26 protein-coding genes are annotated in these 26,914 nt (G+C 40.9%); 6 read left to right on the plus strand and 20 right to left on the minus strand.

Annotated features, from left to right (window positions below):
- The first annotated feature begins 116 nt into the window (after positions 1–116).
- Entirely contained in the window at positions 117–455 is a 339-nt protein-coding gene (locus QMF37_RS07670; protein WP_058386211.1) for a PadR family transcriptional regulator, read from the plus strand.
- Positions 433–948, plus strand: coding sequence for a DUF2812 domain-containing protein (locus QMF37_RS07675; protein WP_283477619.1), 516 nt, complete (start codon positions 433–435; stop codon positions 946–948). The genes QMF37_RS07670 and QMF37_RS07675 overlap by 23 nt, the downstream gene beginning before the upstream one ends.
- 109 nt (positions 949–1,057) lie before the next feature.
- Here the strand turns inward: QMF37_RS07675 and QMF37_RS07680 are convergent, their stop codons facing one another.
- A complete protein-coding gene (locus tag QMF37_RS07680) occupies positions 1,058–1,576 on the minus strand; it encodes a YcxB family protein (protein ID WP_071153900.1) in 519 nt (172 codons plus the stop codon).
- A gap of 327 nt (positions 1,577–1,903) precedes the next feature.
- Here QMF37_RS07680 and QMF37_RS07685 point away from each other — a divergent pair, with 327 nt between their 5' ends.
- Positions 1,904–2,779 (plus strand): YitT family protein, encoded by an 876-nt coding sequence (locus tag QMF37_RS07685; protein WP_071153901.1) that lies wholly within the window; start codon positions 1,904–1,906, stop codon positions 2,777–2,779.
- A 182-nt stretch (positions 2,780–2,961) separates the two neighbouring features.
- On the opposite strand, the gene QMF37_RS07690 is transcribed toward QMF37_RS07685, so the two are convergent.
- The 16 genes from QMF37_RS07690 to QMF37_RS07765 all read right to left on the minus strand — a co-directional run bounded on the left by QMF37_RS07690 (position 2,962) and on the right by QMF37_RS07765 (position 19,871).
- Complete coding sequence (locus QMF37_RS07690) at positions 2,962–3,471, minus strand: YfiT family bacillithiol transferase (protein ID WP_283477622.1); 510 nt, start codon at positions 3,469–3,471, stop codon at positions 2,962–2,964.
- 198 nt (positions 3,472–3,669) lie between these two features.
- Entirely contained in the window at positions 3,670–4,257 is a 588-nt protein-coding gene (locus QMF37_RS07695) for a dienelactone hydrolase family protein (RefSeq protein WP_283477624.1), read from the minus strand.
- 50 nt (positions 4,258–4,307) lie between these two features.
- Positions 4,308–5,042: a plasmid pRiA4b ORF-3 family protein gene (locus QMF37_RS07700; RefSeq protein WP_283477626.1), complete on the minus strand. Its 735-nt coding sequence runs from the start codon at positions 5,040–5,042 to the stop codon at positions 4,308–4,310.
- A 214-nt stretch (positions 5,043–5,256) separates the two neighbouring features.
- A complete protein-coding gene (locus tag QMF37_RS07705) occupies positions 5,257–5,541 on the minus strand; it encodes a putative quinol monooxygenase (RefSeq protein ID WP_283477628.1) in 285 nt (94 codons plus the stop codon).
- A 3-nt stretch (positions 5,542–5,544) separates the two neighbouring features.
- A complete protein-coding gene (locus QMF37_RS07710) occupies positions 5,545–6,222 on the minus strand; it encodes a type 1 glutamine amidotransferase domain-containing protein (protein ID WP_283477630.1) in 678 nt (225 codons plus the stop codon).
- Positions 6,223–6,578: 356 nt separating this feature from the next.
- Entirely contained in the window at positions 6,579–7,574 is a 996-nt protein-coding gene (locus QMF37_RS07715; RefSeq protein ID WP_283477632.1) for a LacI family DNA-binding transcriptional regulator, read from the minus strand.
- Between the two features lie 46 nt (positions 7,575–7,620).
- A complete protein-coding gene (locus QMF37_RS07720) occupies positions 7,621–8,502 on the minus strand; it encodes a DMT family transporter (protein WP_283477634.1) in 882 nt (293 codons plus the stop codon).
- Complete coding sequence (locus tag QMF37_RS07725) at positions 8,503–10,185, minus strand: amylo-alpha-1,6-glucosidase (RefSeq protein ID WP_283477636.1); 1,683 nt, start codon at positions 10,183–10,185, stop codon at positions 8,503–8,505. It lies immediately after the preceding gene.
- Positions 10,186–10,206: 21 nt separating this feature from the next.
- Positions 10,207–13,269 carry a glycoside hydrolase family 2 TIM barrel-domain containing protein gene (locus QMF37_RS07730; RefSeq protein WP_283477638.1) on the minus strand — a complete coding sequence of 1,021 codons (3,063 nt, stop codon included), beginning with the start codon at positions 13,267–13,269 and terminating at the stop codon, positions 10,207–10,209.
- A gap of 21 nt (positions 13,270–13,290) precedes the next feature.
- Positions 13,291–14,112, minus strand: coding sequence for a carbohydrate ABC transporter permease (locus QMF37_RS07735; protein ID WP_058386222.1), 822 nt, complete (start codon positions 14,110–14,112; stop codon positions 13,291–13,293).
- Positions 14,090–15,073 (minus strand): carbohydrate ABC transporter permease, encoded by a 984-nt coding sequence (locus QMF37_RS07740; RefSeq protein ID WP_283477641.1) that lies wholly within the window; start codon positions 15,071–15,073, stop codon positions 14,090–14,092. Before QMF37_RS07740 ends, QMF37_RS07735 begins: the two co-directional genes overlap by 23 nt.
- Before the next feature lie 111 nt (positions 15,074–15,184).
- The gene (locus tag QMF37_RS07745; RefSeq protein ID WP_071153910.1) at positions 15,185–16,420 is read right to left on the minus strand and encodes an ABC transporter substrate-binding protein; all 1,236 of its coding nucleotides are present in this window, start codon (positions 16,418–16,420) and stop codon (positions 15,185–15,187) included.
- A gap of 374 nt (positions 16,421–16,794) precedes the next feature.
- The gene (locus QMF37_RS07750; RefSeq protein WP_283477643.1) at positions 16,795–17,619 is read right to left on the minus strand and encodes an energy-coupling factor ABC transporter ATP-binding protein; all 825 of its coding nucleotides are present in this window, start codon (positions 17,617–17,619) and stop codon (positions 16,795–16,797) included.
- Positions 17,612–18,475: an energy-coupling factor ABC transporter ATP-binding protein gene (locus QMF37_RS07755; RefSeq protein ID WP_283477645.1), complete on the minus strand. Its 864-nt coding sequence runs from the start codon at positions 18,473–18,475 to the stop codon at positions 17,612–17,614. The genes QMF37_RS07750 and QMF37_RS07755 overlap by 8 nt, the downstream gene beginning before the upstream one ends.
- Positions 18,475–19,212 (minus strand): energy-coupling factor transporter transmembrane component T, encoded by a 738-nt coding sequence (locus QMF37_RS07760; protein WP_071153913.1) that lies wholly within the window; start codon positions 19,210–19,212, stop codon positions 18,475–18,477. The genes QMF37_RS07755 and QMF37_RS07760 overlap by 1 nt, the downstream gene beginning before the upstream one ends.
- Positions 19,213–19,265: 53 nt before the next feature.
- The gene (locus QMF37_RS07765; RefSeq protein ID WP_245830230.1) at positions 19,266–19,871 is read right to left on the minus strand and encodes an ECF transporter S component; all 606 of its coding nucleotides are present in this window, start codon (positions 19,869–19,871) and stop codon (positions 19,266–19,268) included.
- Between the two features lie 391 nt (positions 19,872–20,262).
- Here QMF37_RS07765 and QMF37_RS07770 point away from each other — a divergent pair, with 391 nt between their 5' ends.
- Positions 20,263–21,309 (plus strand): FUSC family protein, encoded by a 1,047-nt coding sequence (locus tag QMF37_RS07770; RefSeq protein ID WP_283477677.1) that lies wholly within the window; start codon positions 20,263–20,265, stop codon positions 21,307–21,309.
- A gap of 77 nt (positions 21,310–21,386) precedes the next feature.
- Here the strand turns inward: QMF37_RS07770 and QMF37_RS07775 are convergent, their stop codons facing one another.
- Complete coding sequence (locus QMF37_RS07775; protein ID WP_071153915.1) at positions 21,387–22,229, minus strand: aldo/keto reductase; 843 nt, start codon at positions 22,227–22,229, stop codon at positions 21,387–21,389.
- Between the two features lie 171 nt (positions 22,230–22,400).
- Here QMF37_RS07775 and QMF37_RS07780 point away from each other — a divergent pair, with 171 nt between their 5' ends.
- Both QMF37_RS07780 and QMF37_RS07785 read left to right on the plus strand, forming a co-directional pair.
- Positions 22,401–23,864, plus strand: coding sequence for an amidase family protein (locus QMF37_RS07780; protein ID WP_283477649.1), 1,464 nt, complete (start codon positions 22,401–22,403; stop codon positions 23,862–23,864).
- 272 nt (positions 23,865–24,136) lie between these two features.
- Positions 24,137–24,562 (plus strand): hypothetical protein, encoded by a 426-nt coding sequence (locus QMF37_RS07785; protein WP_078080163.1) that lies wholly within the window; start codon positions 24,137–24,139, stop codon positions 24,560–24,562.
- A gap of 136 nt (positions 24,563–24,698) precedes the next feature.
- Here the strand turns inward: QMF37_RS07785 and QMF37_RS07790 are convergent, their stop codons facing one another.
- Together QMF37_RS07790 and QMF37_RS07795 are read right to left on the minus strand one after the other, a co-directional pair.
- Positions 24,699–25,154, minus strand: a complete 456-nt coding sequence (locus tag QMF37_RS07790) for a hypothetical protein (protein ID WP_071153916.1) — start codon at positions 25,152–25,154, stop codon at positions 24,699–24,701.
- A 76-nt stretch (positions 25,155–25,230) separates the two neighbouring features.
- The gene (locus tag QMF37_RS07795) at positions 25,231–26,889 is read right to left on the minus strand and encodes an SWIM zinc finger family protein (protein WP_283477652.1); all 1,659 of its coding nucleotides are present in this window, start codon (positions 26,887–26,889) and stop codon (positions 25,231–25,233) included.
- Between the last annotated feature and the right edge of the window lie 25 nt (positions 26,890–26,914).

The raw sequence follows: 26,914 nt of genomic DNA on the forward strand, positions 1-26,914 counted from the left end.
TAAAACTAGCCAGTAGAACCAAACGTCGCTTTCTACCACCTTGACACTCGATATATCCTCCCTTATACTACGAGTAACGATATATCGAGTAACGATATATAAAAAGAGGTGATTTAATGCAATCTCTATCCGAGTCCACATATTTAGTGTTATTAGCCTTAACGAAAAAACCTTTGCATGGTTATGGAATTATAAAAAAAATCGAACAATACAGCGATGGCGCTATTGTTTTAGCACCTGGCACCTTGTATGGCGTGTTGACCAACTTGCAAAAACAACAACTTATTGAACTTGTCACTGCTGAAAAAGAAAGTAGACAAAAGAAAACATATCAACTGACAGATGAAGGTCATGTAGTTTTCAAATTAGAATATCAACGCTTTAAAAAGATGCTGACGATTAGTGATGACATTTTAAAAGGAGCGGAAACTGATGAAAACAATGAAGAAGTTTAAACTGTCGCTCGCGAATGATATCGAAAAAGAAGCCAATTGGCTAACGGAAATGTCAGCCAAAGGATGGCATTTCGTTAAATACAAATGGGGATTTTATTATTTCGAAGAAAATCTTGAAATTTCGTATATTTACCAAGTCGATTTCCAAGAAGCGACCGATGAGTATTTTGATTTGTATAAACAAGTCGGCTGGGAACATATGCATACAGAAGTGATGCAATTTCATTATTTCCGTGCCGACACTACCATCATTGGCAACAAACGGATTTATTCAGATCCCGCTTCTATTAAAGGCATGTATAAAAGAATGTTTTCCTTCTATCTTGTCATCTTTGCTTGTATGCTCGTTACTCAAATCGGTTTATTGCTGACGTGGGATGGCAACCTGTTCTCAAAATTCGTTTTAGCGCTGGTTACTGCCGTACTCTTACTTTATGTTTACTTGTTCATCAAACTTACGCAGCAAATGAAGAAAAACGGAAAACTGATCTGACAGCGAAAACCCTCGAATCTTTGACTAAAGATTCGAGGGTTTTACTGTGTTCCTACGTGTAGTCAGATATCGTCTAGTGTAGGTAACTCTTTCTAAAAACAGTGGACTTTTAGATTCGTCCTTTGACCTTGGCTAACAAAAACTGTCGCACTTCCGAAACATCAGCTAACTTTCCTTTTGGCACAATAAAAGCAGACAATCCGCTATTGTATAAGTACAAATTGGATGCATCTTCGCCGATATGTTCAATACCGGCCCATGATACGAGTTTTTCACCTGTCGCACTGACTTCCCGAAGACCCGCTTCTGTGAATATCATCGTATGTGTTCCAAGTACGCCTTCGTTTTTTCCTTCTCGAAGCAGTTTTTTGGATGATTTCTGGATATGATGATAAAAATATTTCGGATAAAAAATAGTCCATAAAATTCCGATGATGAGAAATGGAATTACCATAAACAAGATGGGGATATCTAATACAAACGAAAGAACGACGGCCATCACCAAATAAATAATAGGCACCCACACGCGCTGCATAGTCATTGTTTTTCTTACAGTTTTAGAATTTTTTGCGTGGTATAAATTAAAATCAATATACGCCTCTTCGGTTACATCGTAGGTAATCTCCATTGCTTAGTTAGCTCCTATTCTTATCCGTCTTTATAGCATTTCAACACTTTGATAAGCTTCTATCATATCATGTGAAAGGAGTTTTTTGGATAGCGTCATTTCATAAAATTATCTTCCTGCACCACACGCGCAGACTGCGATCATGTAAATCAGTCTTCCCTCTACTGAAGAAGCTTTCTCTTCATCACAAGAGTAATTGATTGTATATACTACTTTAGAAATTTACTCGATTCCATTGAACTTGATCCTACTAAACAAGGAGTAAAAGCATTATAGTTAATAGTTGAGGATAAAAAACATCATGAAACGACAGAAAAGAGGAATCGCATGATTGCAACAAATAAAAAACGAAAATTCCATAAAGCGAAGTTAATTTTACGAGCACTGCCCATTATCATCGGCGCTTTTATCACTGCCTATGGTCTTGAAACCGTGCTGATTCCAAACAATGTATCGGACGGCGGAGTCACTGGCATCAGCATCGTCGGCTCCCAATTGACCGGAATGCCTTTAGGTTTGCTGATTGCTGTCTTGAATATTCCATTTGTCTATTTAGGCTATAAGCAAATCGGGAAAAGCTTTGCCATCTATTCCACCATCGGCATCGCTTCCCTTGCCTATGCAACGACCCTCATGCACCATCTCCCGCCCATCATCGTAGGAGACACCTTACTGATTACAGTCATTGGCGGAATCATCATTGGTTTTGGAATGGGGGTTGCTTTGCGAAATGGGGGTGCGCTTGATGGAATCGATATGCTGGCGGTACTATTATCGCGCAAATTGCCATTTGGGACGAGTGACCTGATCTTATTTCTCAACATGTTCGTCTTTATCATCGTCTCATTCGTCTTTGGTCTGCAAGGCGCTTTTCTGTCGGGAATCGCTTATTACATTGCAGCCAAAGTAATCCACTTGGTCGAAGAAGGATTTAGTGGTTCTAAAACGTATAAAATTATTTCGCGTGACCCCGAACTGCTCGTCCAAACCATCTACGACCGTCTCGGACGTAATGCTACCTACAATATCGTCAAAGGGGCTTACACAAATGAGGACTACAAAGAAATCACGTGTATCATCAACCGACTCGAAGACAGTAAAATGAAAGAAATCATTTTTGAAATTGATAACAACGCCTTTGTTGCGGTTTACGACGTTGCCGAAGTTCGAGGCGGTAATTTCAAAAAACGGGACATTCACTGAGTTTGTTGCCGTATACTAAAATGTGCCGATTACTCTTTACTAACAATCGTTTGATGGTAGTCCTAAAATTTTTAATATTTTTTTATTTATTCCCAAAACACAAAGCCGCTGATGGAATAACTTCCATTAGCGGCTTTGTGTTTATAAGCTTTTACTTGCTTTTCCCCATTTTTTATTGGAATTCAGTTTTCCAAGGCCATTTTGATATGCGCCAAATGATGTTCTTCGTGCCAAGACAGTTTTGCTAGTTTTGTTGCGACGCTGATTTCGCCATTTGTTTCGTGTGTAAAGATACGCGCCCGTTGTTCATCCGACAAATGCTTGCCAAGTGCTACAATTCGTTCGTTCAGTCCTTCTAGTAGGTGAATCGAACTTTCTACCGGCAACTCGTTGTCAGGAAGCGCGATCCATTTCTCTTGATCAAAAGCAGGAACCGTCGGATTGTCATCCGTCAAAGCCAATTTCAAGCGCTGATACATAATCAATTGCGAATCTGCAATATGATGCACAAGTTCGCGGACTGTCCAGCTGCCTTCTCTGTATTGCTTAGCTAATTGCTCGTTATCTAATAAATCAACAATTTTTCTCAGTCGTGTGGTGAACGTCTCGATTTTTCCAAGCCATTCTTCGACATGTTTAGCTGTTACGTAATCAGGAACTTGTAATTCTCCAATTGGATATTTTACGTCCATTTTCTCAACCTCTTTTCCTCGTGTGATTTGTAGACAATGGGATTACTGCAAAATGTACCAATAGGATTGGATTTTGTAAATCAGTACGCTGTGAAATACATGGATGCCTTCCACTATCTCACAATACTAAGTATTCACCTGTATACATTATCGCAAAGCAACGTTGATTCAGAACTCATCTATGACAGTGCTTTTCCATCAAGGTTGCAGAAGAAAATTGAGCATCTTGCTGTATGCTTCGTCCCGAGACGGTGCATGATGTTTTGACGAATAAGGATCACTAAAACCATGTTCTGCGCTAAATTGATGTAGTTCAACATTTTTCTTATTGAATAGTGATTCAGCCACACCGGAAGATTGTTCTTGTTCTGAAAGAAACAAGAGAGTTGAACATCGCGGATTCGTTTCCAAATAGTCTCTAATTCGCGATCCGTAGTAGCCAACCACACCTTTAATACAGTCTGTCTCACTGCATAGCCAAGCAATCGTCGCGCCTATGCTAAACCCAACAAGATAAATTTCTTTATATTTGTCCTGGGCATCCACCACGATTTTCTGTACTTTAGTCGCAGCATCTGCAAAGCCTATGTTCTCCATAAAATTGCGGTAAGCTGCTGCTTCTTGTGTATACTCAAATGATGTTTGCTGTTGCAGTAGATTAGGACAACTAACATCAAAACCTTCTTTTGATAACGACCTGCATACCTCTTTCATATGCACATTGACTCCATAAATTTCATGGAGTACAATGACCAGTTTTTCTGATCCTGTGTGTATCTTTATCAATTTACCTCTCCTCACAAGTCTTTCTCTTCTTCTAATGAAACCACTAAACGCTAAGCTTTCCGGTACTTATCCTCAATGATCCGGTAATTGTCATGGTGGATTTTATCCCATTCCGTCTTTTTGTACATCCGGCTTTTCAATCGCTGATTAATCCATTCAGGATCATACTCTCTAAAAGACTGGCTATCTGCCCAGTCTTTCATCTCTCTATGCTCCGTATGCTTTTGATCTCGGTAAATTTGTAAGAAGTCATAAAATCCTGGAATGCCTCCTACATCTTCCGGTGGTGCTGTCTCTGCCCCGTCTAGTAGCGTTGGGAAACCGAAATAATAATCGTCGACGATAGTTTCAAGCTTGATACGGAACTGCCAGCCATCACCAAAATCATAGCTGTATACTAACTCTTTGTGCTTCTCCAAAAATTCATCAATTTTAATGCCCGAAGGTTTCCGAACAACTGCCGATAACCGCTTTTGATAAGCTTCTTCAAACTTTCTATACTGCGGTTCCATATTCTTTAATCGCTCCGCAAACATCTTTTTGTTCTTTTTAAACCCTTGGTGTTCTTCGTAAGCTTCTTCGTCATTTGTCACTCGAATGCCGTCTTCCGCTAACTCAAATTCGAATAGATGATAGCCTTCCGACGGATAGCCACTCTGAAAATTGCTAGTCTGTTGCACAATGTCGTGCAGCATATTAAATGTGGCACCTGCTGGCATGATTACTTTGCGCCAAATAAGTGGATTTGAGTGTTCCAATTCAATTCGGATACTATACGATTTCATCTTTGACCACCTGGCTTTCTTTCGAGATTATTTTATATTCTTGTCCACAGCAAAACGAGCAGCCCATTAGGAATTAACAGGAATATCAACGATTCATTTAACCCTATCACACTTTACGACGTTCTCCATCCTGCCAACAGACAATTCAGCACAAAAAAAAGTAGAGCTTTGCAGTGAATCACCGCAAAGTTCTACTTTTAACATTTCCACTAAATCAAAGAGCTTTCAACTTAAAGACTTCTCGCTTCTCAACCAAGTCCGCCGTATGCGTCCGGTATTCTTGATAATGACGAGTAGCGACATGATTCTCGAGCGCGTTTTTGTCTTGCCAGATCTCGTGAAGAACAAACGTGTCGTCTTCAATCGATTGATGGAGAACATAACTTACGCACCCCGCTTCTGCGCGTGACGCAATTAGAACTGTGTTCAGTTCCGTCAATAATTGATCTGCCATGTTTTCTTTTGGCTTAAGAATCGCGGTAATGACGATAGGTTCCATCATTTAGTTTCCTTTATTGTTTCCTTTTTCCAAAGCCTTCACCAATTCCTCTGCCAATTCTTCAGCAGAAAATGGATCGCGGCCAGTTACCAATTGGTCATTGCCCCATACCACTTTGTTGTCAGCACTATAATTAGCAACTTCGCTCATTTTTGCTTCCAAGCTAAATGGGAGAATTTCTGGAAGGCCTTCAGGTTCAACCGCTTCTGGGTAGCCGGTTACGTCTAACCCATCGATGATGCTTTTGCCATTTGGACGCATTGTCCAAACTAATGGAGCTGGTCCGTGGCAGACAGCCGAAACGATGTTGCCATTGTCATACACGGTATTGATGATGTTACGAAGCTCTTCACTTTCAGTCAAGTCATACATCGCTCCGTGACCACCCACGATAAATACGACATCGTAGTCTTTAGCATTGACGTCTGAAAGAGCAGCAGTATTGTCCGCGATTCCCGATTCATACATTTTCTTGTATTTGCCTTCAGGATCATAATCTTCACTAATGCTGACCATGTCTAATGTCGGTTTGCCACCGAGTGGTGAAGCCAAGTCTACTTGGTGTCCTGCTTTTTCTAAGATTTCTTTCGGTGCGAATAATTCTTCTGCCCACCAGCCAGTTTCGTAATTATTTTCTGTATCCTTATGTCCACTTGATAAGACTGCTAATACTTTTGCCATGTTAAATTTCCTCCTCTAGGTTATAAAAAATCCTAATACTAGTATATCCCCGAATTTTTCACGTCTAAACAAGCAAACAAAACAGACAATTTCTAGCACCTAGCTAATCTACTTACATTTTAGTACAAGGTATGAAAAAAGGGGGCATGTCAAAAAAGAGGATGCATGTTACGCGCATCCTCTTGTGCTTTCTCGGTTCAATTGAATTGCAGATATTCTATATTTACCTATCTTCTAGTCCATCAAACTTTTTCGTTAGCTCTGCCACATCCGTTTCGCCGCTCTCCACTAGAACATTCACCATCGTCTTTTTCAACTGTTGAAGTGGTAAGTGTCTATGTGTAAACGGTACCCGGTCACTTTTGTGGCTCAGCGGAACTTTCTCGAATGACTAATTTGGTATCGATAATTATTTTCTTACTGACTTCCCGTTTAGTCGTCAATCTATCAATTAACAAATCAACCGCCGTTTCTCCCATTACTTCTGTATAGAGCTTAACAGTAGTTAAAGGAGGCATCATATATTTAGCTGTAGCTACATCGTTGAATCCCACTATACTTAAGTCCTCAGGTATCTTTACTCCCAGTTCAAAAGCAGCTTTGTAGCATCCGACAGCAATCGTATCGTTAGCAACAAATACAGCCGTTGGTTTAACCTTGCCTGCCAGCATTTCTCTTAAGTTTGTGTACCCATCCTTTGGATCGTAGCCACCAATTTTCACTAGCTCTTCATTGAAAATGTTTTTTTCTTTTAAGTATTTTTCAAATACATCTTGTCTCAAATCTTTAAATCGGTTGCCGTACATGTCGGTTTCTACCCCGCCAATAAATCCAATAAATTCATGACCCAATTCAATCAAGTGATCAAGTGCTTTTCTCGTCGCCGAATTAAAATCAATAATGACTGAATCATAATACTGAGGATCCGGATTTGAATCCACAAAAATACACGGTTTTCCAAAGTCGAGAATTTTTTCAATGTCTTTTTTCTTGAAAGTACCCAGTGCTAGTATGCCATCGAGATTTTTTGGCTTATTGCCATTTTGTTCTTCGTCGATCCGGTAGAATTCAATCTGTTTGTCGATCAGCTTTTTTTCAAGAGCTACGCGAATCGATAGGTAATAGGTGTCGACCAGTTCTTCTTCCATTGAGAAAGAGTCATAGATGCCGACTCGCCATTTACTTTTTTTCTTTTTTTTCGGCGCCACTACATAGGACAAATCCTCCGCTGACTCAAATACTCTTCTTCTAGTTTCTGGCGAGACATTGAGTGTCTCATCGTAATTCAGAACTCTCGACACGGTTGTAATTGAAACATTAGCCAGATTGGCTATATCTTTGATTGTGGCCATCATTAATCTCCTACTAACTTTTCTCTTTCTTCCATTATATACATGTTCAGCTGATTCTTTCTAATTTATTCTTTTTGAGAAACGAAAATTTCGTTTCTGAAACGACAATGGCACATAAAATCAATGCAGCACCCACGATCATTTTGAACGTCATCACTTCTGCGAGAAGCGCTACGGAAAAGACCATCCCCCAAAAAGATTCGGTTGAAAGAATAATCGCCGCGGTCGTTTCAGATAACCACTTCTGAGCGACCGTCTGAAGAAGATAGGCAATCGTAGTTGAAAAAACACCTAAGTAGACGAGAGATAGAATCCCTTCTTTTTCAGCTACAACAAGCGGATCTCCCTTGAAAACGACAACCAGTACACCAATCACTGCAGCCACAGTAATCTGTACAAGCGTCAGGAGTATCGGATCTGAGTCTTTTACGTACTTGGCCGTATAAAAAATTTGAAGTGCAAAAAACACGGCACAACCGAGGGTCAACAAATCCCCGATATTGATAGACGAATTTATTTTCAGCGAAAGCACGCCGACGCCGAGCATCGCCAAAAAGGCACCGCCTAATTCGAAAAAGTCTATTCTTCTTCTATAGATAACGAGCGCTAAAAAAGGAACAATCACCACATTAACAGCCGTCAAAAACGCATTTTTTGATGGTGTTGTATATTGTAGTCCTACTGTCTGGAGCGCAAAAGCTGCATAAAGGAAGATTCCCAATATGACGCCTTGGATAATTATTTTTTTGTTGAGATTGCGAATACTGCGATAAAAAATAGCGATTAGCATAACTGCCCCGATCAGAAATCTACCTGCCAAAATTTGGTAAGGTGTCCAATGATTCAACGCAATGGCATTTGCTACAAAACCGCTACCCCATATAATTGCTGTAATGATAAGAAGCGTTTCTCCCAGGTACTTGCGCATTTAATCATCCCCATAGTGTTCATGTAAAAGTTGTAAAAACACACTTGATGTCCAAGTGAACGATGTATCGACCAACCCTTCCCCAGTAAATGGGTCAAAGTTTTCCGCCATGCCGCCTTCCAAAGTCAGGTCAAGGAACTTTTTCCGCAACCTGTCTGCTGCTTCCGTGTAGCCATTCGCCTCCAATGCGTGAATGAACAAATAAGTGACTGGTGCCCAAATTGGACCAAGCCAGTAGCCATTTTCTTTGTAATAAGGACTTGAAGGATTTTCGGTTGCAAGTCCAAAGCGAGTTTCAAATTTTTGCTCAAGGTCGTTAACAAGTTCTTCTGCAATGGTTTTATCCAACCGGTAGGCAATCAGCAACGGCAGTCTAAGAATCAAGCTGGAACGATTCGTTATGATTTTGCCGTCCTTTCCGACTCTACCATAAAAACCATCTGCGTCATACAGCCGCTCCATCAATAACTTAAACATGGAATCGGCTCTTTCTTTAAAGGATACGGCTTCTTCTTTTTCACCCAGAATTTCCGCAAAAGAAGCTAAAATATCGTATGAACGGATGAGAAAACTGGCAAGGTCCGGCGCTTCTACTGGCATGCCTTCATGAAATAGTGAAGCATTATCCCAACCTGAATCATTGCCATGTTTATAATGCGGAAGACGCTCTTTGAATGTCCGGTAGTTGTCGTAATAAGACACTACTTTTTTAGTAGATTCAAAGACTTCCCTTATTCGCGATGTTTCTTTAAAATAGTCATTTTTTTGCATCAGCTGATCATACACTAACGCAAATATTGGCGGCTTCGTGCAGTTATAAGAAATAAATTTATCGTTCACAAAATCTGGATAAGCTCCGGATTCGTCCTGTGTATCCATAAAAATTTTCAATTGCTTATAAGCCAGTTCCGGGTGTTCTCTTCCTAAATTTAAAGCATTAAAACAATTATCCCATGACCAAATATTATACATCCATAACTTGGACATATACATGGCAGGCTCCCGTAATAGTCCGTGAGGGTGAACGACGCTCGACCAGGTGATGTAAGCCGCTCTTTCAATAGAAGAAAGATACTGATCATCTGCCTGAAGAGGTTTCATCGATTGAAACCATGCCTTGTATTGTCTAGTGACTTGGTCCTTGCCTTCGTGAAACGACGAGTATTTCTTCTCCTTGTAAACGGTTTGGTAACTTTCAAAGACAAAATGTCCTTTACTCAAACAAATATCGATATAATCATTTCCAATAATGTTCCAAGGCGCTTGAACATTTAGAGTCCCGCCAAGGTTAAGTAGCATCAGTTTTAATTCTTTAGGATAAATATGATATTCAAACATGCCTCTCGCTAATTCCATAATGGAATCATACTTACCTTTATCTGCAGTCAGCTTAAGTTCAATATTTTTCACTTCTATATGAAGTTCATTTTCTTTTGGAATTATCATTTCTACAGCGGCTTCGGAACGTCCTTTAATGTGGAATTGAACAGAAAATTCCGAAGCATGGACTTCAAAATCCTGCTCAATTCCATTCTCTACCAAAGCAATTTTGAACAACCGAGAAGGGGCATCATCCCCTCCGTGAATATCTCTTATATAAACATCATTCGAATCCTTCTCTTCCGAAATGCAAAAATACGAGCCATATCTGGAAAACGGGATTTCTTTAATATCTAGTTTCATCCGATCTCTCCTAGCCCTTTTTTATCTTGCCACAAAAAATCGACTTTCTTCAATAAGGTTGGACTTAGGAATCGCTCTGATTTCAAGCGTCATTTCAAAGTCTTCTACCCCTACTCTATAGGGTGGTAACTGTTCTTCACCACAGCTGTTGCTGCCCAGGCCGCTCTGTCTGTAATCGACAGTCAACACATTATAGGGGGATTTCTCAATTTTCCCACGATGCTGTGCCGCTTCAAGCGCTGCTACTTCGTAATCATGGATGGTGAAGTCGCGAATCTCCTTGAAGTTAATTAGGATTGACTGCTGTCCTTTTGACAATGCCAGGAAGGAGACATCGCATCTCGATCCATTTTCTTGAGGATAGACATAGTCCGTGTGCAACTCTTCAACCGATTTCGTGTAAAGACCAATTGGCTGACTGCGCTTGGAGTCCTGATAATTTTCAGAGTCGCCACGACCGTACCACGTCACTTCGTTATAAGCCTGGTTAAGCTTCATATTGATGCCAATTCTCGGAAGCATGTCTGGTATTTCGTTTCCTCTACTTACTTTTTCACCAACCAATTGAAGATTTAATACGCCGTGTGATGTAATTCGATAATGATAGCGAACGTTAAAACCCCATGCTTGGTTGAGGCTAGACATATACTTTTGAATTTCTACATCGACAAATCCATCGCCAACATGATATTCCAGTGATACCATTTGTTCCTTGGCATTTTTTATGAAGTATTTGTTGAGCCAAGCATCCCGTTTGTACATATCATTGTCGATTGATGCTCGCCATAAAGTTAGTTCCGGACCATCCTCAACAATTTTTTCTCCGTCGAGAGCAAAAGAAATTAAGGTCCCTTCCACTTTTGAAAATTCCGCTTGAAAATGTGGACTAGTCAGATGTAACCTTACAGGCGTCTCCTCGACTGAAATGTGTTTTTTTGAAGTGAGAGCCAAATCTTTAACGGTCTTATTTCGCTTCGTCACCTCAACCAAGAAACTCTCACGCGTGATTGGGTGTCCTTTTTCTGCGTAATTTGTAGCTTCTGGTTCACTGTAGATGAACCGCAGCCAAACCTCTTCATGTGCCAATGCTTTCGCTTGATCGATCGGCAACGTATACTCGAGTTCTTCACCTGCTGAAAGATTGGGCAGTTCGACTTCCACTTCTTCGATTAATTCTGAAAATGATTCCACTCGAATGCAAAGATGGATGCCTTTCAAATTTCGGAAGTCGTAGCGGTTTTTTAGTTTCACACGAAACGGATTGCCCGCTGTTGCTTCTGTCACAATGGGTTCAATTACTTTTTTGTATTCAATTAACGCAGGAGAAGGTGTGCGGTCCGGAAAGACCAGTCCATCGATACAGAAGTTTCCGTTAGTAGGGAAGTCTCCGTAATCCCCACCATAAAGAAAATAAGTGTTTCCCTCGTCATCAGTCTTCCGGATGCCATGATCGTACCATTCCCAAATAAATCCACCTTGTAGTCTCGGGTATTTTCTCATGACTTCTTGGTATTCCGTTAAGCCGCCAGGTCCATTTCCCATAGCGTGACCATATTCGCAAAGCAAATGTGGTTTTTTGCCTTCCGCATCTTGTCCGATTTCTTCGAGTGCATTTAACCGAGTATACATCGTTGTGTACATGTCACTGTAAGCCGCCACTCGGTCTCCTTCGTAGTGAACAAGCCTAGTCGCATCCGTTTTCTTGATGGCATCGTACATCGCTGTAAAGTTTCGGCCCACACCCGATTCATTTCCTAAAGACCAAATGATGACACTCGGATGGTTCCGGTCTCTCTTTACCATCCGAATCGCACGATCGACGTATTGCTTTTCCCACTGTTCGTTGTCGCTGATCCAGTTGTAATTTCCGGTGTTTTCAAATCCATGACATTCCAGGTCTGTCTCATCTATCACATAAAGTCCGTATTCGTCGCATAGGTCATAAAAAACGTCCTGATTCGGGTAGTGAGCTGTTCGGACTCCGTTGATGTTGTGTTGCTTCATCAATAAAACGTCTTGCAACATATCTTCATAAGTAACCGTTCTTCCCTGATCTGGATTGAAATCGTGACGATTTACTCCGTTAAAGAAAATGCGTTTGCCGTTCACTCTCATTTCATTGTCTTTGATTTCAATAGACCGGAACCCAAATCGAACCGGTACAGACTCAGAGATTCCTGACGGCAAGTCATATTGCAAGACGGCTGTATAGAGATGAGGAGTTTCAGCACTCCATAGTAAAGGCTTACTGATTTCTTTGGTCGCTTGGAAACTGCCGCCCTCAACACCGACTGCTAAGGAATTCTGCTCTTTGCCATTCAAGTAAATCTGTATGTCTACTTTTTTAATGCTGTCCGTCCAAAAAGAACCGTTGATACGGAACATAAACGATTCATAAGATTCATCAGGAATCGTCTCAATCCATACATCCTGCAGCGTATCTTTGTGGTGTCTAAAAAGTTCAACACTTCTGTAAATTCCCGAAAACCACCACATGTCTTGGTCTTCCAAGTAAGTTCCATCAGAAAATTGGTACACTCTGACCGTCAATCGATTGGTTCCTTCGTGAATAAGATCCGTAATGTCGAATTCAGACGGCAGTCTTGAGACTTTGCTGTAGCCCGCATGTTGTCCATTGACGAATAAGTCAAAAGCAGAATCAACGCCATTGAATTTTAAGACAATGTTTTCGTCTTGGGCGATGTTTTCGACTACTAAATCTTTGAAATAAATGCCGGTTGGATTTTCATGCGGCACATATGGAGGGTTAAGCGGAATGAGGTATAAAACATCCGTATAGTGCATATTTCCATATCCTTGTAACTGCCAGCAAGAGGGCACTGCAATCGTGTCTAAGCTCGCAATGTCGAATTCAGCTTGCTCAAAATGCTGAGGTGAATATTCCGGAGCCTGAAGGTAAAGAAATTTCCAATCTCCATCAAGGCTTTGGTATCCATCACTTTTTTCTTTCGTTACTTCTAAAGCTTCTTTGATTTGTTTGTATCTATAAAAGTCTGAATGGGCAGGCAACCTGTTCATAGCGAGCAGGCTGACGTCCTCCCATCGTTTCATTTTTCGTTGCATGTATTTCCCTCCGTATTAGCGTTACTTTATTGAACCGCTGATTCCTTCAACGATGTATTTCTGGGCAAATATAAAGACCAGTACTGGCGGAATAACCATGACCAGTGTAATAGCCATAATCGGAATAATTTGCAGTTCATGGACTCCTTGAAACGATGCCAGTCCAAGGGTCATCGTGTATTTTGCTTTGTCTTGCAAATAAATTAAAGGACCAAGGTAGTCGTTCCACACCAAAATAACATTCAAAACAGCTACCAGTACGAGAGGCGCCTTCATAATAGGCAAGAAAATCTTATAAAATATTTGGAACTCGTTCGCTCCGTCAATACGGGCAGCGTTTTCCAAATCTTTCGGTATATTCATCAAGAACTGGCGAAGTAAAAAGATATAATACGCAGAACCAAAGAACGCCGGAACGATTAAAGGTTTTAACGTATTGATCCAACCAAGCATGTTGAATTGCATATAAAGTGGAATCATTGTGACGTCCCACGGAATCATCATTGTGGACAACAAAAGAACAAACAGAAAGTTTTTGTATTTAAAATCGTATCTCGCAAATCCATAAGCTACGAGAGAACAGGAAATTAGCTGGCCAATTGTTGTTAGGACGGTCACAATCACCGAGTTTTTAAAATAAACCCCGAAATTTTGGCTGTTCCAGGCATCCACAAAGTTGCCGAACAATAGTTCTTCCGGTATAAATTTTGGCGGGTACGAAAATACTTCAGGTTCTGTTTTAATCGCAGTAATCAATGCCCATAGAAAAGGAAAGACAAAGTAAAGGGAAAAAATAACAAGGACAGAGTAAACAATAATTTTATGCCTTTTGGAAATCTTCATTATTTTTCACCTCCCTTTTTTTCTTTTTTTCCCTTTTTTCTTTTTTCTCCTTTTTTACTTCGGCTTCATAAAAGACCCAAGCTGAGGAAGATTTAAAGATCATTAATGTAAATAGCATGATGATGATAAACATGAACCACGCATTGGCACTGGCATAGCCCAGTTCATGGTGCTTGAATGCATTGTTGTAGACAAACAGTCCGTAAAAGTACGTTGATTTTAACGGACCACCACCCGTCAAGAGTAGCACCAGCGTTAATTGCTGCAATGCGGCAATGACAGAAGTAATCACGTTAAAGAGAATGGTCGGTGTAATAGACGGAATCGTGATACTAATAAATTGGCGAATCACACCGGCGCCGTCGATTGCAGCCGCTTCGTACATATCGTGCGGAATGCTTTTAATATCCGTGTAGAAAATCAGCATCATAGTGCCGACGCCCCATGCGCTGGCAATGACGATGGCTACAATCGCCCATTTCGGATCGATAAGCCAGCTGGGTTCTTCAAGTCCAAGAAAAGACAGTAAGTAATTGAAAACCCCATATTCCGTGTTAAACATCCATCCCCAAATAATGGATACCGCTACACCCGATACGACAGCGGGCAGATAAAAGATGGTCCTGAAAAATTTCATCCCTTTTATTGGCTGCGTAATAAGAAGTGCGAGAATCAATGCCACTCCCAAGTTGAGCGGAACAAAAATAAGGGCAAACTTGAACGTAATAAAAAGCGAATTATAGAACTGAGGATCAGCTGTGAACATTTTAGTAAAATTGGCTATACCGATAAATTTCGCTTCACCGGCAATCGGCCAATCAAATAAACTCATGACTAGCGAAAAAGCGAGTGGTCCCAGCGTGAATGCAAGATAACCAATAATCCATGGCAAGATGAATAGATAAGGAACACGTTTACGGATTAATGTGAACTTTTTTTCTTTTTTCTTTTTAATGGGCATGTTTTTCCCTCTTATTGGTTTGACCTAAAAACAATAAATCACTTTATAAAGAAAAATGAGAATAAACTTGAATGCGTTCTCATTTTTCTTCATATTTCTAACTGTCCATAATTATTCCACTACAGTCTTAATGGCTTTTTTCGGTTCGACTCGTGTACTCGGGTTGAACATTTGTTCGAAAGTAAGTTCTAAATTTTCCGATAACTGACTCCAATCCTCTGTTATAAAGGAGGTTGGTGTATATTCTTCACTTTGTTCTAACATACTATAAAATACTTTTTTAGCTGGATCTTCTTGTAATTTTTCTGATTCTACGACGCTTTTAAGAACTGGCAATTCAAACGAAAGTCTTTCTTTGTTTGCTTGCTCCCCAGTCCAGAATTCCATGAATCGAAATGCTTCTTCTTTGTGCTCCGAGTCTTTAGACATCGCAACTCCAGAAGAACTTACAATACTTGCACTTGGCTTGTCTCCAAACGATGGAATTTCAACAACGCCGAAGTTTATGCCAGCTTCTTCAAACGCAGACAGGTACCAAGCGCCATTGATGATCATACCGACTTTGCCTGATTTCATTTCTGTATCGCCCCAGCTCTCAGAAGTGATAGCCACTTTTTCTTCAAGCATGTTATAAAACAGATCAAACGTCTCGATTGACTCAGGTGAATTCAAGCTGCCATCTAGGTTTCCTTTGTCGTCGACGTAAGACGCACCGTTACCCCATAAATACATTTCAAAATCATATGGATCTGGTTTTCCTGGAAAAGCGAAACCTGTTGTCTTGTCCCCTTTATTTGTTAACTTCTTAGAAGCTTCCTGGAACTCGTCCCATGTCCATCCAGCTTTCGGATACGCTAGGCCTGCTTTGTCAAACAAGTCTTTGTTGTAGTAAACAACATGAGTTGTGTATCCTACTGGAAGTCCATAGACATCCTCGTTGATTGAGTTGTAGTTCCATAATGCCTCATAGAAATTTTCTTTATACTCTTTGTCGCGTCCTTCAATATAAGGATCTAATGGCTCGAGCGCATCTTTGTATTGCGGGTAATTCCACATATACATGACGTCAGGCGCATCTTTAGCCCCGATGCCTGCGGTGATTTTGGTATCATAATCCCCACCATAGGCCTCCAAAACCACATTAATATCTGTGTTTTCTGCGTTAAATTGATCGATTAGTTTCTCTTGAAGTTCAACATCTTCCCCTACATCCCATGTCGCAAAACGAAGTGTGACTTTGCCATCCTCGTTTTTTCCATCGCTTGATTCTGACGAACTGCATGCCGATAACAACATGACAAGCACTAAAGTAAAGACGAGAAATACATACCCCTTTGAAAATTTCATCCTATCCCTCCTAGCTATTTATAAATGTATTATAATCAATAGTTTTACTAAAAGTAAACCCTTTTATCGTTTATTTTACTAAAATATAATTATTAATCTGAAAAATCCGATTTTTATTAAAAGATTTTGTATAGTAAAGTTCAAAAGAGACCATGAAAAAAGAGAATGCCTGTGACGCGCATCCTCTTAAGCTTTTGGTTCCATTGAATTGTAGCTATTTTATTCCGCTATAAATAGCGTTCCTTTACGCACGGTCGAATCTATAGAAATGGTCTCTCCGCTCTCCAGTAAAACATTCACAGTCTTCTCTTTGTAACGTTCATCAATGTAGATGAGTGAGGGCCGTGACGGACTCTCCATTGTCTTCGTACGCATTATACTTTTTCTACAGACTGATGGTGACTTTTTATATACTCAATCAACTCTTTTTTAGATAGAACCGCATGAGGAATATTCAGTAAAGCAGCCATTTGAGCAACTGCCGGAGGCTTCAGCTTACTTTCTTTTAAAATTTCTTCTTGATAAAAAATGGCGATTGCTTGATCATCTGCTACAATTCGACGATTCGCCATCACGATGATTCGCTTGAAATGATCGGTTACAAATTCCATATCATGGGTGATGGTTATTACAGTCTTCCCCATGGACTCTAGTGTTTTCAACAGATTCCCCAGTATTTCCAAACCAATTTTATCTTGTCCCGCTGTTGGTTCATCCAGAATAATCACGTCAGAATCCATTGCGATAACAGATGCTATCGTCACAAATTTTCTCATGGAATACGGCAAATTGTACGGATTTTCTTCTGCATACTGTGAAATGCCACAAAGCTCTAATGCCCATTGAGTCATCTCTTCAATACGCTCCAGATCAAATCCCATATTTTTCGGTCCAAATCGCACTTCTTTTATCACTTCGTTATGAAAGATTTGATCGTCTGGATTTTGAAAAACGTAACCTACTTTTCGCGACAGTTGTGCGGTGGTCTTGGAAGTTGTATTCCACTCTCCTACAACAACTTCGCCGGTGGTTGGTTTTAATAAGCCGTTCATCAGTTTTACTGCCGTTGTTTTTCCTGCACCATTTTGTCCCACTATTGCCACTCTCTGCCCTTGCGGAATTTCCAGTGATAAATTTTCCAATGCCAGTGTTCCATCAGGGTATTTGAAACTAATATTGTTCAAAACGAGATTAGTCATCAGTTAATCCCCCTACGCTAGTTTTAAAACAAGTCATTATTTCAGCATATTTTATAGGTAAAAATTCTAGCGGAACTCCGGCTTTTTGAAGTTCAAGAGCCACTTCGGTTACATGAGGATACTGGACATTTGCGCTTGCATAAAGAGGATCGCTCAATACTTTCCTCGTCTCACCTTGCACTAAAATAACGCCTTCGTTTAAAAGAATTAATGTATCCGAATGCTCAGCTACCAAATCCATTTTATGTTCTACAAGGATAATTGTTTTTCCTTTTTCCTTCATTAATCGAATGATGTCAAATACTTGATCCGTCCCGATAGGATCTAACTGGGAAGAAGGCTCATCTATTACTAAAATTTCTGGATCCATTACAATAATAGAAGCTAGTGCTACACGCTGTCGCTGGCCTCCTGAAAGTTCAAATGGATTTTTTTCACGTAAGTCCTGAATATTAACGAGTGTTAAAACTTCTTCTACTCTCGGATAGATTTCTTCTACAGGAACTCCTAAGTTTTCTAGACCATATGCCACTTCTTCAAAAACCGTCTCTTTTACACCCGATATTTGCGTAAATGGATTTTGAAAAACATACCCAATTTTTTCACTTAGTTGGCCAAGTTCATAGTCATTCATATCTTTGCCATCCAGTATAACGGTACCGTCCAATTCTCCTTTATGAAAATGTGGAATAAAGCCTCTGATGATGTTGCAAAGTGTCGTTTTACCTGATCCATTATTTCCGACTATGGATACAAAGCTTCCTTTTTCTATATCTACTGTTATATGTTTCAGTACCCATTCATCACCAACGGGATACCTGTAAGAAACGTCTTTCAGTTGGATGATTGATGTCATCAGAAAACCCTCCAAATAATAAGTCCTATCACAATGATGATATAAATCCACGGCAGGACACGATCGATTGGCCGTTTAGTCAACTTGTGAAGACTGGTCTTTTTCCCAGGTGCAGAAAAAGCCCGTGCCTCTAAAGTTATGGCTCTCTCTTCTGTACTTGCTATCGAAGAAAGAATGAGCGGTGTTAATGTCGGAAAGAAAGCTTTTGCTCTAGTTATAATCGAACCTTCTGTTTCGACTCCTCGTGTTTTTTGAGCCTCCATTATGGTGTTTGACTGACGTCGCATCTCTGGAATGATTTGTAATGTTGACAACACAACATACGCTCCTGCAGATGGCATGCCGGCATCTTCCAGTGATTTCACAAAATCTTTTACTTCCACAATGCGGAAAAACAAAATAAAAGCAGAACCAATTGCTAAAATTCGTGATGTTAACGTCAATCCATAATTCAAACCTTCTCTGGAAACCTCAAAAATCCACCAGGACGCAAGAACTTCTTCTCCGGGATAAAAGAATAACTGCATCAAAAATACAATGACTAACAAGATAACTAACGTTTTTGAGATAAAAGATAAAAATGACTTGGCTACACCAGCAGCAACTGCAATCAGTACCAACACCGGAAACCAGGCAAAGGCAAACACATAATTAGGAACAATGATGACAGTAGCAGCAATAAATAAAGCAAAATAAAATTTGGTTAACGGATACAAATTCACTAGTGAGTTTTTCATCCTATATTATCTCCCTTAACGTACTTTTTGCTTAGTCAAAAGCAGCGAAATACTTATTTATTGCGATTGCTCTTTTTCATATACAAATGGCCGTACTTCATTTTGGATAAATAGCGATCCGAAATACTTTTCACGATAAAGTAAACAAATAAGACCGAGATTACTTTGTCCGCAATTTCCGTAATAATAGTTGAAGTGAAAACTGCACTCCAAATATTCTGACCCATCGCTAAAAATGTCGCCGTAATGGCAGACGACGTATTGCCTGTCGCTCCTCCAAAAAACAAAACCGTAATAGGTGCAGAAGCTATTACCGCGATTGCTGTAATTATAAGACCTGAAATTATGGCTTTATAAATCGTGCGGAACATGCCGTATTTTGAAAGCAAACCTGCACCTAAACCGATTGCCATGGACGTAATAACATACGGGAAGTAGATTGGATTAAAAATCGCAGTAATTGAGTTTGTTATAAAAGCTGCTACAATCGCAACTAACGGACCTGCAATCACACCGACTAAGATCGTGCCGATTGTGTCCAAAAAAATGGGTAACCTTAAAACTTGGGCTACTTGAAACCCAACAAAGTTAATGGCTACCCCGATTGGAATAAGTAAAAGTGCTAGTAAAGTAAAATCTTTTTTATAGTTTCTCTTCATTTTCATTTCCTCCTTTTGTAAGGTGCGTCGCTTTTTGTCTCGCTTTGATGATTATTTACTTTCATTTTCTCGGCATTCCTTCTTTTTTTATTATTTAGTACAGGGCAACTAGTAGTAGTTGAACAACAGTCTCAAACACAAGATCTCATAAGGCGAATACAACCAACTTTCTTACTATTTTCTTTTAAGAAAACGTTTTTATTTCCTTTTCTTTAGGCTAATGTAAACGTTGTCAATAGTCAATATGCTTTAAATATTGCGTGATTTCCGGAATAGATACGAAATCTCCCCAAGGACATGTTGCTAATTGAGTTAGAGTCTCTATAGACATGAATGATATACTGGACTACAGGAAAAAATACTACACAAAAGGAAGGGGGGTCAAACGATGATGCGATCCTTTCATTTCAGTGGCGGGCGAATTGTGAAAACCGGCATTGCGATCTTTTTGACCGCAACGATTTGTTTATGGTTTGGCTGGCCGCCTGTCTTCGCCGTCATCACGGCCATTGTGACCATCGAGCCAACCGTTAGCGATTCGATTAAAAAAGGACTGGTCCGGTTTCCGGCTTCTGCCATTGGTTCGGCCTTCGCTGTCCTCTTTATCTCACTCTTCGGGAATTCACCGATTACGTATACACTCGCTGCAGTTGCCACGATTTTAGTTTGTTACCGGCTCAATCTGCACGCTGGATTACTCGTTGCCACATTGACCTCTGTTGCGATGGTTGAAGTGATCCATGACGATGTCTTAGTGTCGTTCTTCATTCGACTAGGAACAACAACGATTGGATTGCTAGTGTCTACGGCTGTCAACATGCTGGTGTTCCCACCCAACTACCGAAAAGACATTCTAAAAAGCATTCAATCGATCAGTGAACGTGCAGGCAGTATGTTGGAACAGACATTTCAAACCATCCTTTTTGACAGCGATGCAAATCGCCAAGAAGAAAAATTGATTGTAAAAAAACTAGTTACAGAAGTTCGAAAAACCGAGAAGCTCATCCATTTCCAGCGCGACGAATCCAGTTTGTACCCGTGGGTGCGCGAGCGAGAAGCCGAACTTCAAATGGCAGAAAAGCAATTGCTCTTCTTACATAACTTAGAATTCCATTTAGATGCCCTACTTTATATCCCGCTACATAAGTTGACGTGGACAACCGATGAGCGAGAGATTATTATGAACGCCGTCACAGAACTCGCAAACGACTTGAAACACTCGGTTGACTACGATCACGAAAAGCACCAATGCCAATTAAAAAACATGACCGATTTGTTTTGGGACAATAGTAAAAACATCACCGCAAGCGACGCCCTGCGCCCAACGGAATTCCCACCCGAATTCACCATTCTTTACGAGCTCATCACGATTTACGATTTAGTGGATAAGTTTTTTGATCCAGAGAGTGTGAAAATAGAGAAGAATGTGGAGAAATAAAAAATAAAAACGGCCGTGCTGGAAACTGAGTGGTTTCTGGCACGTCCGTTTTTTAGCATGTAGATTAGCACCTTCTCTTAAAATTCTTCATGCGTAGCCGGGTCCATATCAAACAATCTGCCGTCTGGGTGGGACAGTTCTGAGATTGACGTCATTTCGGCTTCGCTTAACTCAAAATCGAAAATAGCCAAGTTTTCACGCTGCCGCTCGGGCGAAGTAGAACGCGGAATTGAGACAGAGCCGATTTGGTATTGCCAGCGCAATACAATTTGAGCAATGGTCTTGTTGTGGGCTTCCGCAATTTTTCCGATGGCGTCATTCGTCAAAATATCTTTCGCTTTAGCAATTGGACTCCACGACTGTGTTTGGATTCCATGATCCGCGTGCACGTTTCGCTGATGTGCTTGGTTAAAGAACGGATGCAATTCCACTTGGTTCAAGCTCGGCGTCACTCCCGTTTCTTGAATAATGCGCTCTAAATGATCTGGCAAGAAATTACTGACACCAATCGACCGGACGAGTCCCCATTTTTGCGCATCAATCAATGCCTGCCACGCTTCTACGTAAGTATCTTGATTGGGCATTGGCCAGTGGATCAAATACAGATCGAAATAATCTAGCTGTAAACGATACAACGATTCTTGAATGGCTACTAAAGCTTTTTCATATGTGTGATAACGTCCCGGCAATTTGGACGTTACCCATAGCTCTTCACGCGCAATGCCGCTGCGTCGTATGCCTTCGCCGACCGCTCCTTCGTTTTCGTAATTATACGCCGTATCGATCAACCGGTAACCGGCATTGATCCCACTGCTGACTGCGTTCGCTCCGGCGTTGCCCCACAGCCCGTATGTACCGAGTCCCATAACAGGTAAAGTTGTTCCGTCGTTTAATGTCACTTCTGGAATTGATTTTTCCATCTACTCCCACTCCTCTCAATTCTATTTTCAGATTACTCTTACTTCTCTCTAAACTCAAACACTTTGGTTTCGGATTTGTTGTTTACACCAAGCAGCACATTATACTTTATGTAAAATTAAGAATTAATGTACAATTAACAACAGCACATCATTTTAGCGAGGAGCCTACATATGAAAACAAATACTTTCCAGTTAAACGAAACAACAATCCAAGATATTCAACAAGCTTTCCATAACAACAAACTCACCTCCGTGGAATTGGTTCAAGCTTATCTTGACAGGATCAAAGCTTTCGACCAAAATGGACCGAAAATCAATTCCGTCTTAGCGATCAATCCAGACGCGTTAACAATCGCAGCACAACTCGATGAAAAGCGCGGAGAAAATAACCAAGTTCCCCTTTACGGTATACCGGTGCTAGTAAAAGACAATATCGAAACAAAAGACCCGATGCCAACAACAGCCGGCGCGATTGCACTCGAACACAATTTTGCGAAAGACGATGCTTTTGTTGCTAAGCAATTGCGAAACGCAGGCGCGATTATTCTTGGCAAAGTAAACTTGAGCGAATGGGCGTATTTTATGTCGCAAGATGGACCGAGCGGTTATAGTTCACTTGGAGGACAAGTGCTAAACCCATATGGCGTCGGTGTTTTTAAAGCAGAAGACGTTGGCGGTTCGAGTTCAGGAACAGGTGCCGCGATCGCTTCGAATTTCGCTGTTGTCGGAGTTGGTACAGAAACGTCCGGCTCAATTTTGAGTCCAGCAAGTGCCAATTCGATTGTTGGCATCAAGCCAACCCTAGGCCTCATTAGTCGCTCGCGCATCATTCCAATCGCTGAAAGCCAGGATACAGCCGGACCAATGGCGCGTACTGTGACGGATGCCGCGATTTTGCTTGGCGCGATGACTGGCGTCGACAAACAAGATGCGGCAACACTAAAAAGCGCGGAACATGCACTCACTGATTACACGTCTCATTTGAAAAAAGACGGCTTGAACGGTGCCCGCATTGGCGTCGACCTTAGCTTTTTAAACGATAAAGCACCAGAAGAACGTGCCATCATGGATGAGGCCATCGAGCAATTCAAAGCACTCGGCGCCACGGTTGTTGAAGTGACGATCCCTAAGTCAACATTTGAGTCAGACGTCTTGTGGTATGAATTCAAGCGAAACGTCAACGACTATTTGCGCACCACACCTACTGAAGTGTCGGTCAAATCACTCGCAGACGTTATCGAATTCAACAAACAAGAACCCGAGCGTCGCATGAAATTCGGCCAAGCCGAGCTGGAAAAATCGCAGGCTTTGAGCGACGATTTGAACAACCCGACATACCTAGAACATCGCGAAACTGATTTACGAACTTCTACTTCAGAAGGGTTGGATCTCGTCACTCGAGAACACCAACTGGACGCATTATTATTCCAAAACAACCGCGGTGCCGATATGCCCGCAAAAGCAGGCTACCCATCCATCACCGTTCCGGCCGGCTATACGAGCAGCGGGCATCCCGTTGGTGTCACGTTTAGCGCACAAGCGTTTAGCGAAGCACGTTTGATCGAGCTCGCCTTTTCTTATGAACAGGCAAGCTTGAAACGCCAAGCACCGGATTTGGAGTCTTACAGAGTTTAATTGAGACATTTAAAACACCCTTTATTGGATCGTCGGCATCGAGATGCCCGTCGCTCAGTAAGGGTGTTTTTCATTACAGTTTCTAATAATTTTGCGGGATTGGTGGCTAGACCTCCTTTTTCTATAAGTAGATTTTAGTTCTATTCATATTTCCATAATAATAGTTTTTAAAAACCACAAAAGAGATTGAGTCTTTTTATTTACCTTATAGACATTTCCTTACAATTAAGTATAATTAGAATAATACCAAATTCTAGAAATGAGGAGATTATATGTCTATCCGTTCAAGATCAAGCGAAGTAAATAAATCTGTTTTGAAACAAAATTTAGGATTGATGCAATTATCAAATACGACAGTCTTTACGAAAAGTCAGGTTTTTGTCTTATCGCCTTCAATGCAGAACGCTCACAACTGGTTTGACTTGAGAAAAATTAACATTGATCGTTTCAATGAAAGATCTACAAAGGGATTTTTGCTTATTCGCTTTTTCGATAAGTTCTTGTTAACAGACCTGGCTCAATTTAAGAAGCAAATGATGCCTGAAGAACGATTTGTATTTACGAAGACCATGGGCAACCATTGGAAGTTCAATATCATTGAACAAGGAAACACTTACTCCATTGTTAACCAGCAAAATAAAACAATAAAATATAAGATAGAAGAATTCTCAGCTAATAGGTTGCAGCAACTAATATAAAGGTAGTCTCAAATGACTAAATAAAAAATGCTACACCTGCTCTGTTGATTGGCAGGTGTAGCGATGTATAAAGTATAAACGGTAACATGCAATTAGAATTACTGCTTGTTAGAGAAGTAATTTCTAACATCATAGTCTATTCATGAGCGTCCGTAATCTCTCGCATTAACTCCACCCAGTCTTCCCGTTTAAAATTATAATAAGCTAACTCAATTTTTCTGAGAACGAGGTGAAGACTGTCAAATTGTTCATCAGATCGGAACCGCCACCAGCTTTTTATAGTAGGCGCCTTTGTACCCGGTGGATAATACATTAACGTTCCTTCTGGGTTAATAATGGCTTCCAACTTATCCACATCCAAATACCCGTGCGGAAAATCAATATAAAGACCAAGGGAAGCTTTATGCGGTTTAATCGTTCCCATTTTATGCGTAGATTCCGCATTTTGGTTTTCAAGAGAGTCACTCCAAGAAACCGGTTTGTCACCTGTGATTACAAGCTGCTCATCTACGCTCGTTTCAACTTTACAATGAGGAAGTTCCTCAAACACTTCACGTATTTCTTTCAATTTTTGTTTTACTATTCCGTCCATTTTGTCACTCCTTTGAATTACTTGCTGATTCTATCATTGCATATTATCGTTTCGTTTCACAGAGCGCGCTTTTTACTTACTTCCCCTCAACCTTCCCCAACTCATCCAAAAACGCTTTTCGTTTCGGATACATAAACTTCAGCTCTTCGACCAACCTCTTCGCTGCATCAGCACCCAACGCTTGTTGGAAACCGTTGATTTTTTGACACGCACTCCAGTATGCCTTGCGATTAGAAGCAGGTTCAACTAAGCGGTAGATGTAGCTTGTATAGATTTCATTCACTTCATGTGGGTAATCAGCTACTAAATGCGGATGCAAGTGTTCGATCGCAGCGACATCTTTCTCGCAATAGTCCAGCAGTTCAGCGAATCTTTTTTCATCAATCAAAATACCCAGATAAAGCGGACGGCACCGCGGACGCATTTTCATCTCCGCAAGCATCGCTTCCATCTTTTTCGGCCAGTCTTCCACAGCTACTAAACTTCTCAACTTGTCATAATATTCTTGCTCTCCATCTAATGCGAATTGGTAGCTGAGGTCTATCATCCCCGCTTTGTTACCCATGCCTTTATAAGCTCGAAAGCGCAATTTTTTCCAGTCCTGTATCAACCCTGCAGACTTCACATCCAATTGTTCCGACTCGGCACACAACCGGATGACTTTTTCGAATTCACCCGCATCCAGCGCCTGTAGAATCTGTGCTTTACGAATTCCCGAATAGCGATGATGCTTCATACAGAAAGATTCGATCGCTTGCTGATCGCCAGCCTGCTGCAGAATCACGAGCTGGCACATGCGGAACTGCTCTTCAGTATACGAATACGACTGATTTTGCATTTCTCTACTGCCAATCACTTTTTCAATAAAATCATAGAACTTGTCCGCGAAATCGCCCTTTTCATTCCATAGCAGGACTGATTGTAGTAAATCACCCGCAACGTCTATAATGTCTTGTTTCAAATGGAATAAGATGTGTGGATATAGTAGTTCGAGCATGTGATCAACAGTCGACTCATCCAGTTGTTCTGGCCACTCTGCCAGTGTCTTATCAATTTTAGCTAGACTCTCATTAATTGTCGAACTGATATCTGCTCCTGAATCATCCGCCATTTGCATCATTTCACTGCATTCCTCGATGACGATCAAACTGAGGCAGATCATTTTCTCAGCATCTTGCTCTATCTGCAAGCTATCTACATATTCTTGAACTTCTTCTGCCCCTTCAATTGCCTGATTTGCCCGGTCCCATTCGATAAATCCTCTACGACTCGCGCGGTTAGCTGAATTCTGAATAATACGACGTGCCGTTTGTTCGTCCAACCCGCTCGCATTCGAAAATTTCTCTGTTAAGTAAAGATCTACTGCTGGCTGCTTTTTCAACAACTCTTCAAAAATTTCAAGTAGCTCTGCTTTTTTCAACGCCTTTAGTTGCGCCCGCACATCCACGCTTGCCGAACTCTTTTCTTTTTTAGCTTCACAGATTGCGAGACACACGGCCACTTCATGCTTGCACAGCGAATCCGATTCAAACGGACAGTTACAAGAAGTCGACACGATCGTTTCCTCTCCCGTCAACTTGACGGTTATATCATAATCCCAAGTGCCCTCCACAACCGCATGCCAACGATTCGGCGCGTTTTCCGTCAGCTCTTCAACAAAATCTCGCTCAAAATAATCCAAGCCGCGCTTGTAAATCACTGTCGGCACATAGGTCTTCAAATTACGTAAGTTCATGAGAATCCCCCCTGAGTTGATTATA

Source organism: Planococcus sp. S3-L1 (assembly GCF_030063085.1).
In the GTDB taxonomy this organism is placed as follows: Bacteria; Bacillota; Bacilli; order Bacillales_A; family Planococcaceae; genus Planococcus; species Planococcus kocurii.

Bases quoted from the DNA above. Each gene is read 5' to 3' on its own strand.
- QMF37_RS07670 (WP_058386211.1), top strand. From the start codon at position 117: ATGCAATCTCTATCCGAGTCCACATATTTAGTGTTATTAGCCTTAACG.
- QMF37_RS07675 (WP_283477619.1), top strand. From the start codon at position 433: ATGAAAACAATGAAGAAGTTTAAACTGTCGCTCGCGAATGATATCGAA.
- QMF37_RS07680 (WP_071153900.1), bottom strand. From the start codon at position 1,576: ATGGAGATTACCTACGATGTAACCGAAGAGGCGTATATTGATTTTAAT.
- QMF37_RS07685 (WP_071153901.1), top strand. From the start codon at position 1,904: ATGATTGCAACAAATAAAAAACGAAAATTCCATAAAGCGAAGTTAATT.
- QMF37_RS07690 (WP_283477622.1), bottom strand. From the start codon at position 3,471: ATGGACGTAAAATATCCAATTGGAGAATTACAAGTTCCTGATTACGTA.
- QMF37_RS07700 (WP_283477626.1), bottom strand. From the start codon at position 5,042: ATGAAATCGTATAGTATCCGAATTGAATTGGAACACTCAAATCCACTT.
- QMF37_RS07705 (WP_283477628.1), bottom strand. From the start codon at position 5,541: ATGGAACCTATCGTCATTACCGCGATTCTTAAGCCAAAAGAAAACATG.
- QMF37_RS07710 (WP_283477630.1), bottom strand. From the start codon at position 6,222: ATGGCAAAAGTATTAGCAGTCTTATCAAGTGGACATAAGGATACAGAA.
- QMF37_RS07715 (WP_283477632.1), bottom strand. From the start codon at position 7,574: ATGGCCACAATCAAAGATATAGCCAATCTGGCTAATGTTTCAATTACA.
- QMF37_RS07720 (WP_283477634.1), bottom strand. From the start codon at position 8,502: ATGCGCAAGTACCTGGGAGAAACGCTTCTTATCATTACAGCAATTATA.
- QMF37_RS07725 (WP_283477636.1), bottom strand. From the start codon at position 10,185: ATGAAACTAGATATTAAAGAAATCCCGTTTTCCAGATATGGCTCGTAT.
- QMF37_RS07730 (WP_283477638.1), bottom strand. From the start codon at position 13,269: ATGCAACGAAAAATGAAACGATGGGAGGACGTCAGCCTGCTCGCTATG.
- QMF37_RS07735 (WP_058386222.1), bottom strand. From the start codon at position 14,112: ATGAAGATTTCCAAAAGGCATAAAATTATTGTTTACTCTGTCCTTGTT.
- QMF37_RS07740 (WP_283477641.1), bottom strand. From the start codon at position 15,073: ATGCCCATTAAAAAGAAAAAAGAAAAAAAGTTCACATTAATCCGTAAA.
- QMF37_RS07745 (WP_071153910.1), bottom strand. From the start codon at position 16,420: ATGAAATTTTCAAAGGGGTATGTATTTCTCGTCTTTACTTTAGTGCTT.
- QMF37_RS07750 (WP_283477643.1), bottom strand. From the start codon at position 17,619: ATGACTAATCTCGTTTTGAACAATATTAGTTTCAAATACCCTGATGGA.
- QMF37_RS07755 (WP_283477645.1), bottom strand. From the start codon at position 18,475: ATGACATCAATCATCCAACTGAAAGACGTTTCTTACAGGTATCCCGTT.
- QMF37_RS07760 (WP_071153913.1), bottom strand. From the start codon at position 19,212: ATGAAAAACTCACTAGTGAATTTGTATCCGTTAACCAAATTTTATTTT.
- QMF37_RS07765 (WP_245830230.1), bottom strand. From the start codon at position 19,871: ATGAAGAGAAACTATAAAAAAGATTTTACTTTACTAGCACTTTTACTT.
- QMF37_RS07770 (WP_283477677.1), top strand. From the start codon at position 20,263: ATGCGATCCTTTCATTTCAGTGGCGGGCGAATTGTGAAAACCGGCATT.
- QMF37_RS07775 (WP_071153915.1), bottom strand. From the start codon at position 22,229: ATGGAAAAATCAATTCCAGAAGTGACATTAAACGACGGAACAACTTTA.
- QMF37_RS07780 (WP_283477649.1), top strand. From the start codon at position 22,401: ATGAAAACAAATACTTTCCAGTTAAACGAAACAACAATCCAAGATATT.
- QMF37_RS07785 (WP_078080163.1), top strand. From the start codon at position 24,137: ATGTCTATCCGTTCAAGATCAAGCGAAGTAAATAAATCTGTTTTGAAA.
- QMF37_RS07790 (WP_071153916.1), bottom strand. From the start codon at position 25,154: ATGGACGGAATAGTAAAACAAAAATTGAAAGAAATACGTGAAGTGTTT.
- QMF37_RS07795 (WP_283477652.1), bottom strand. From the start codon at position 26,889: ATGAACTTACGTAATTTGAAGACCTATGTGCCGACAGTGATTTACAAG.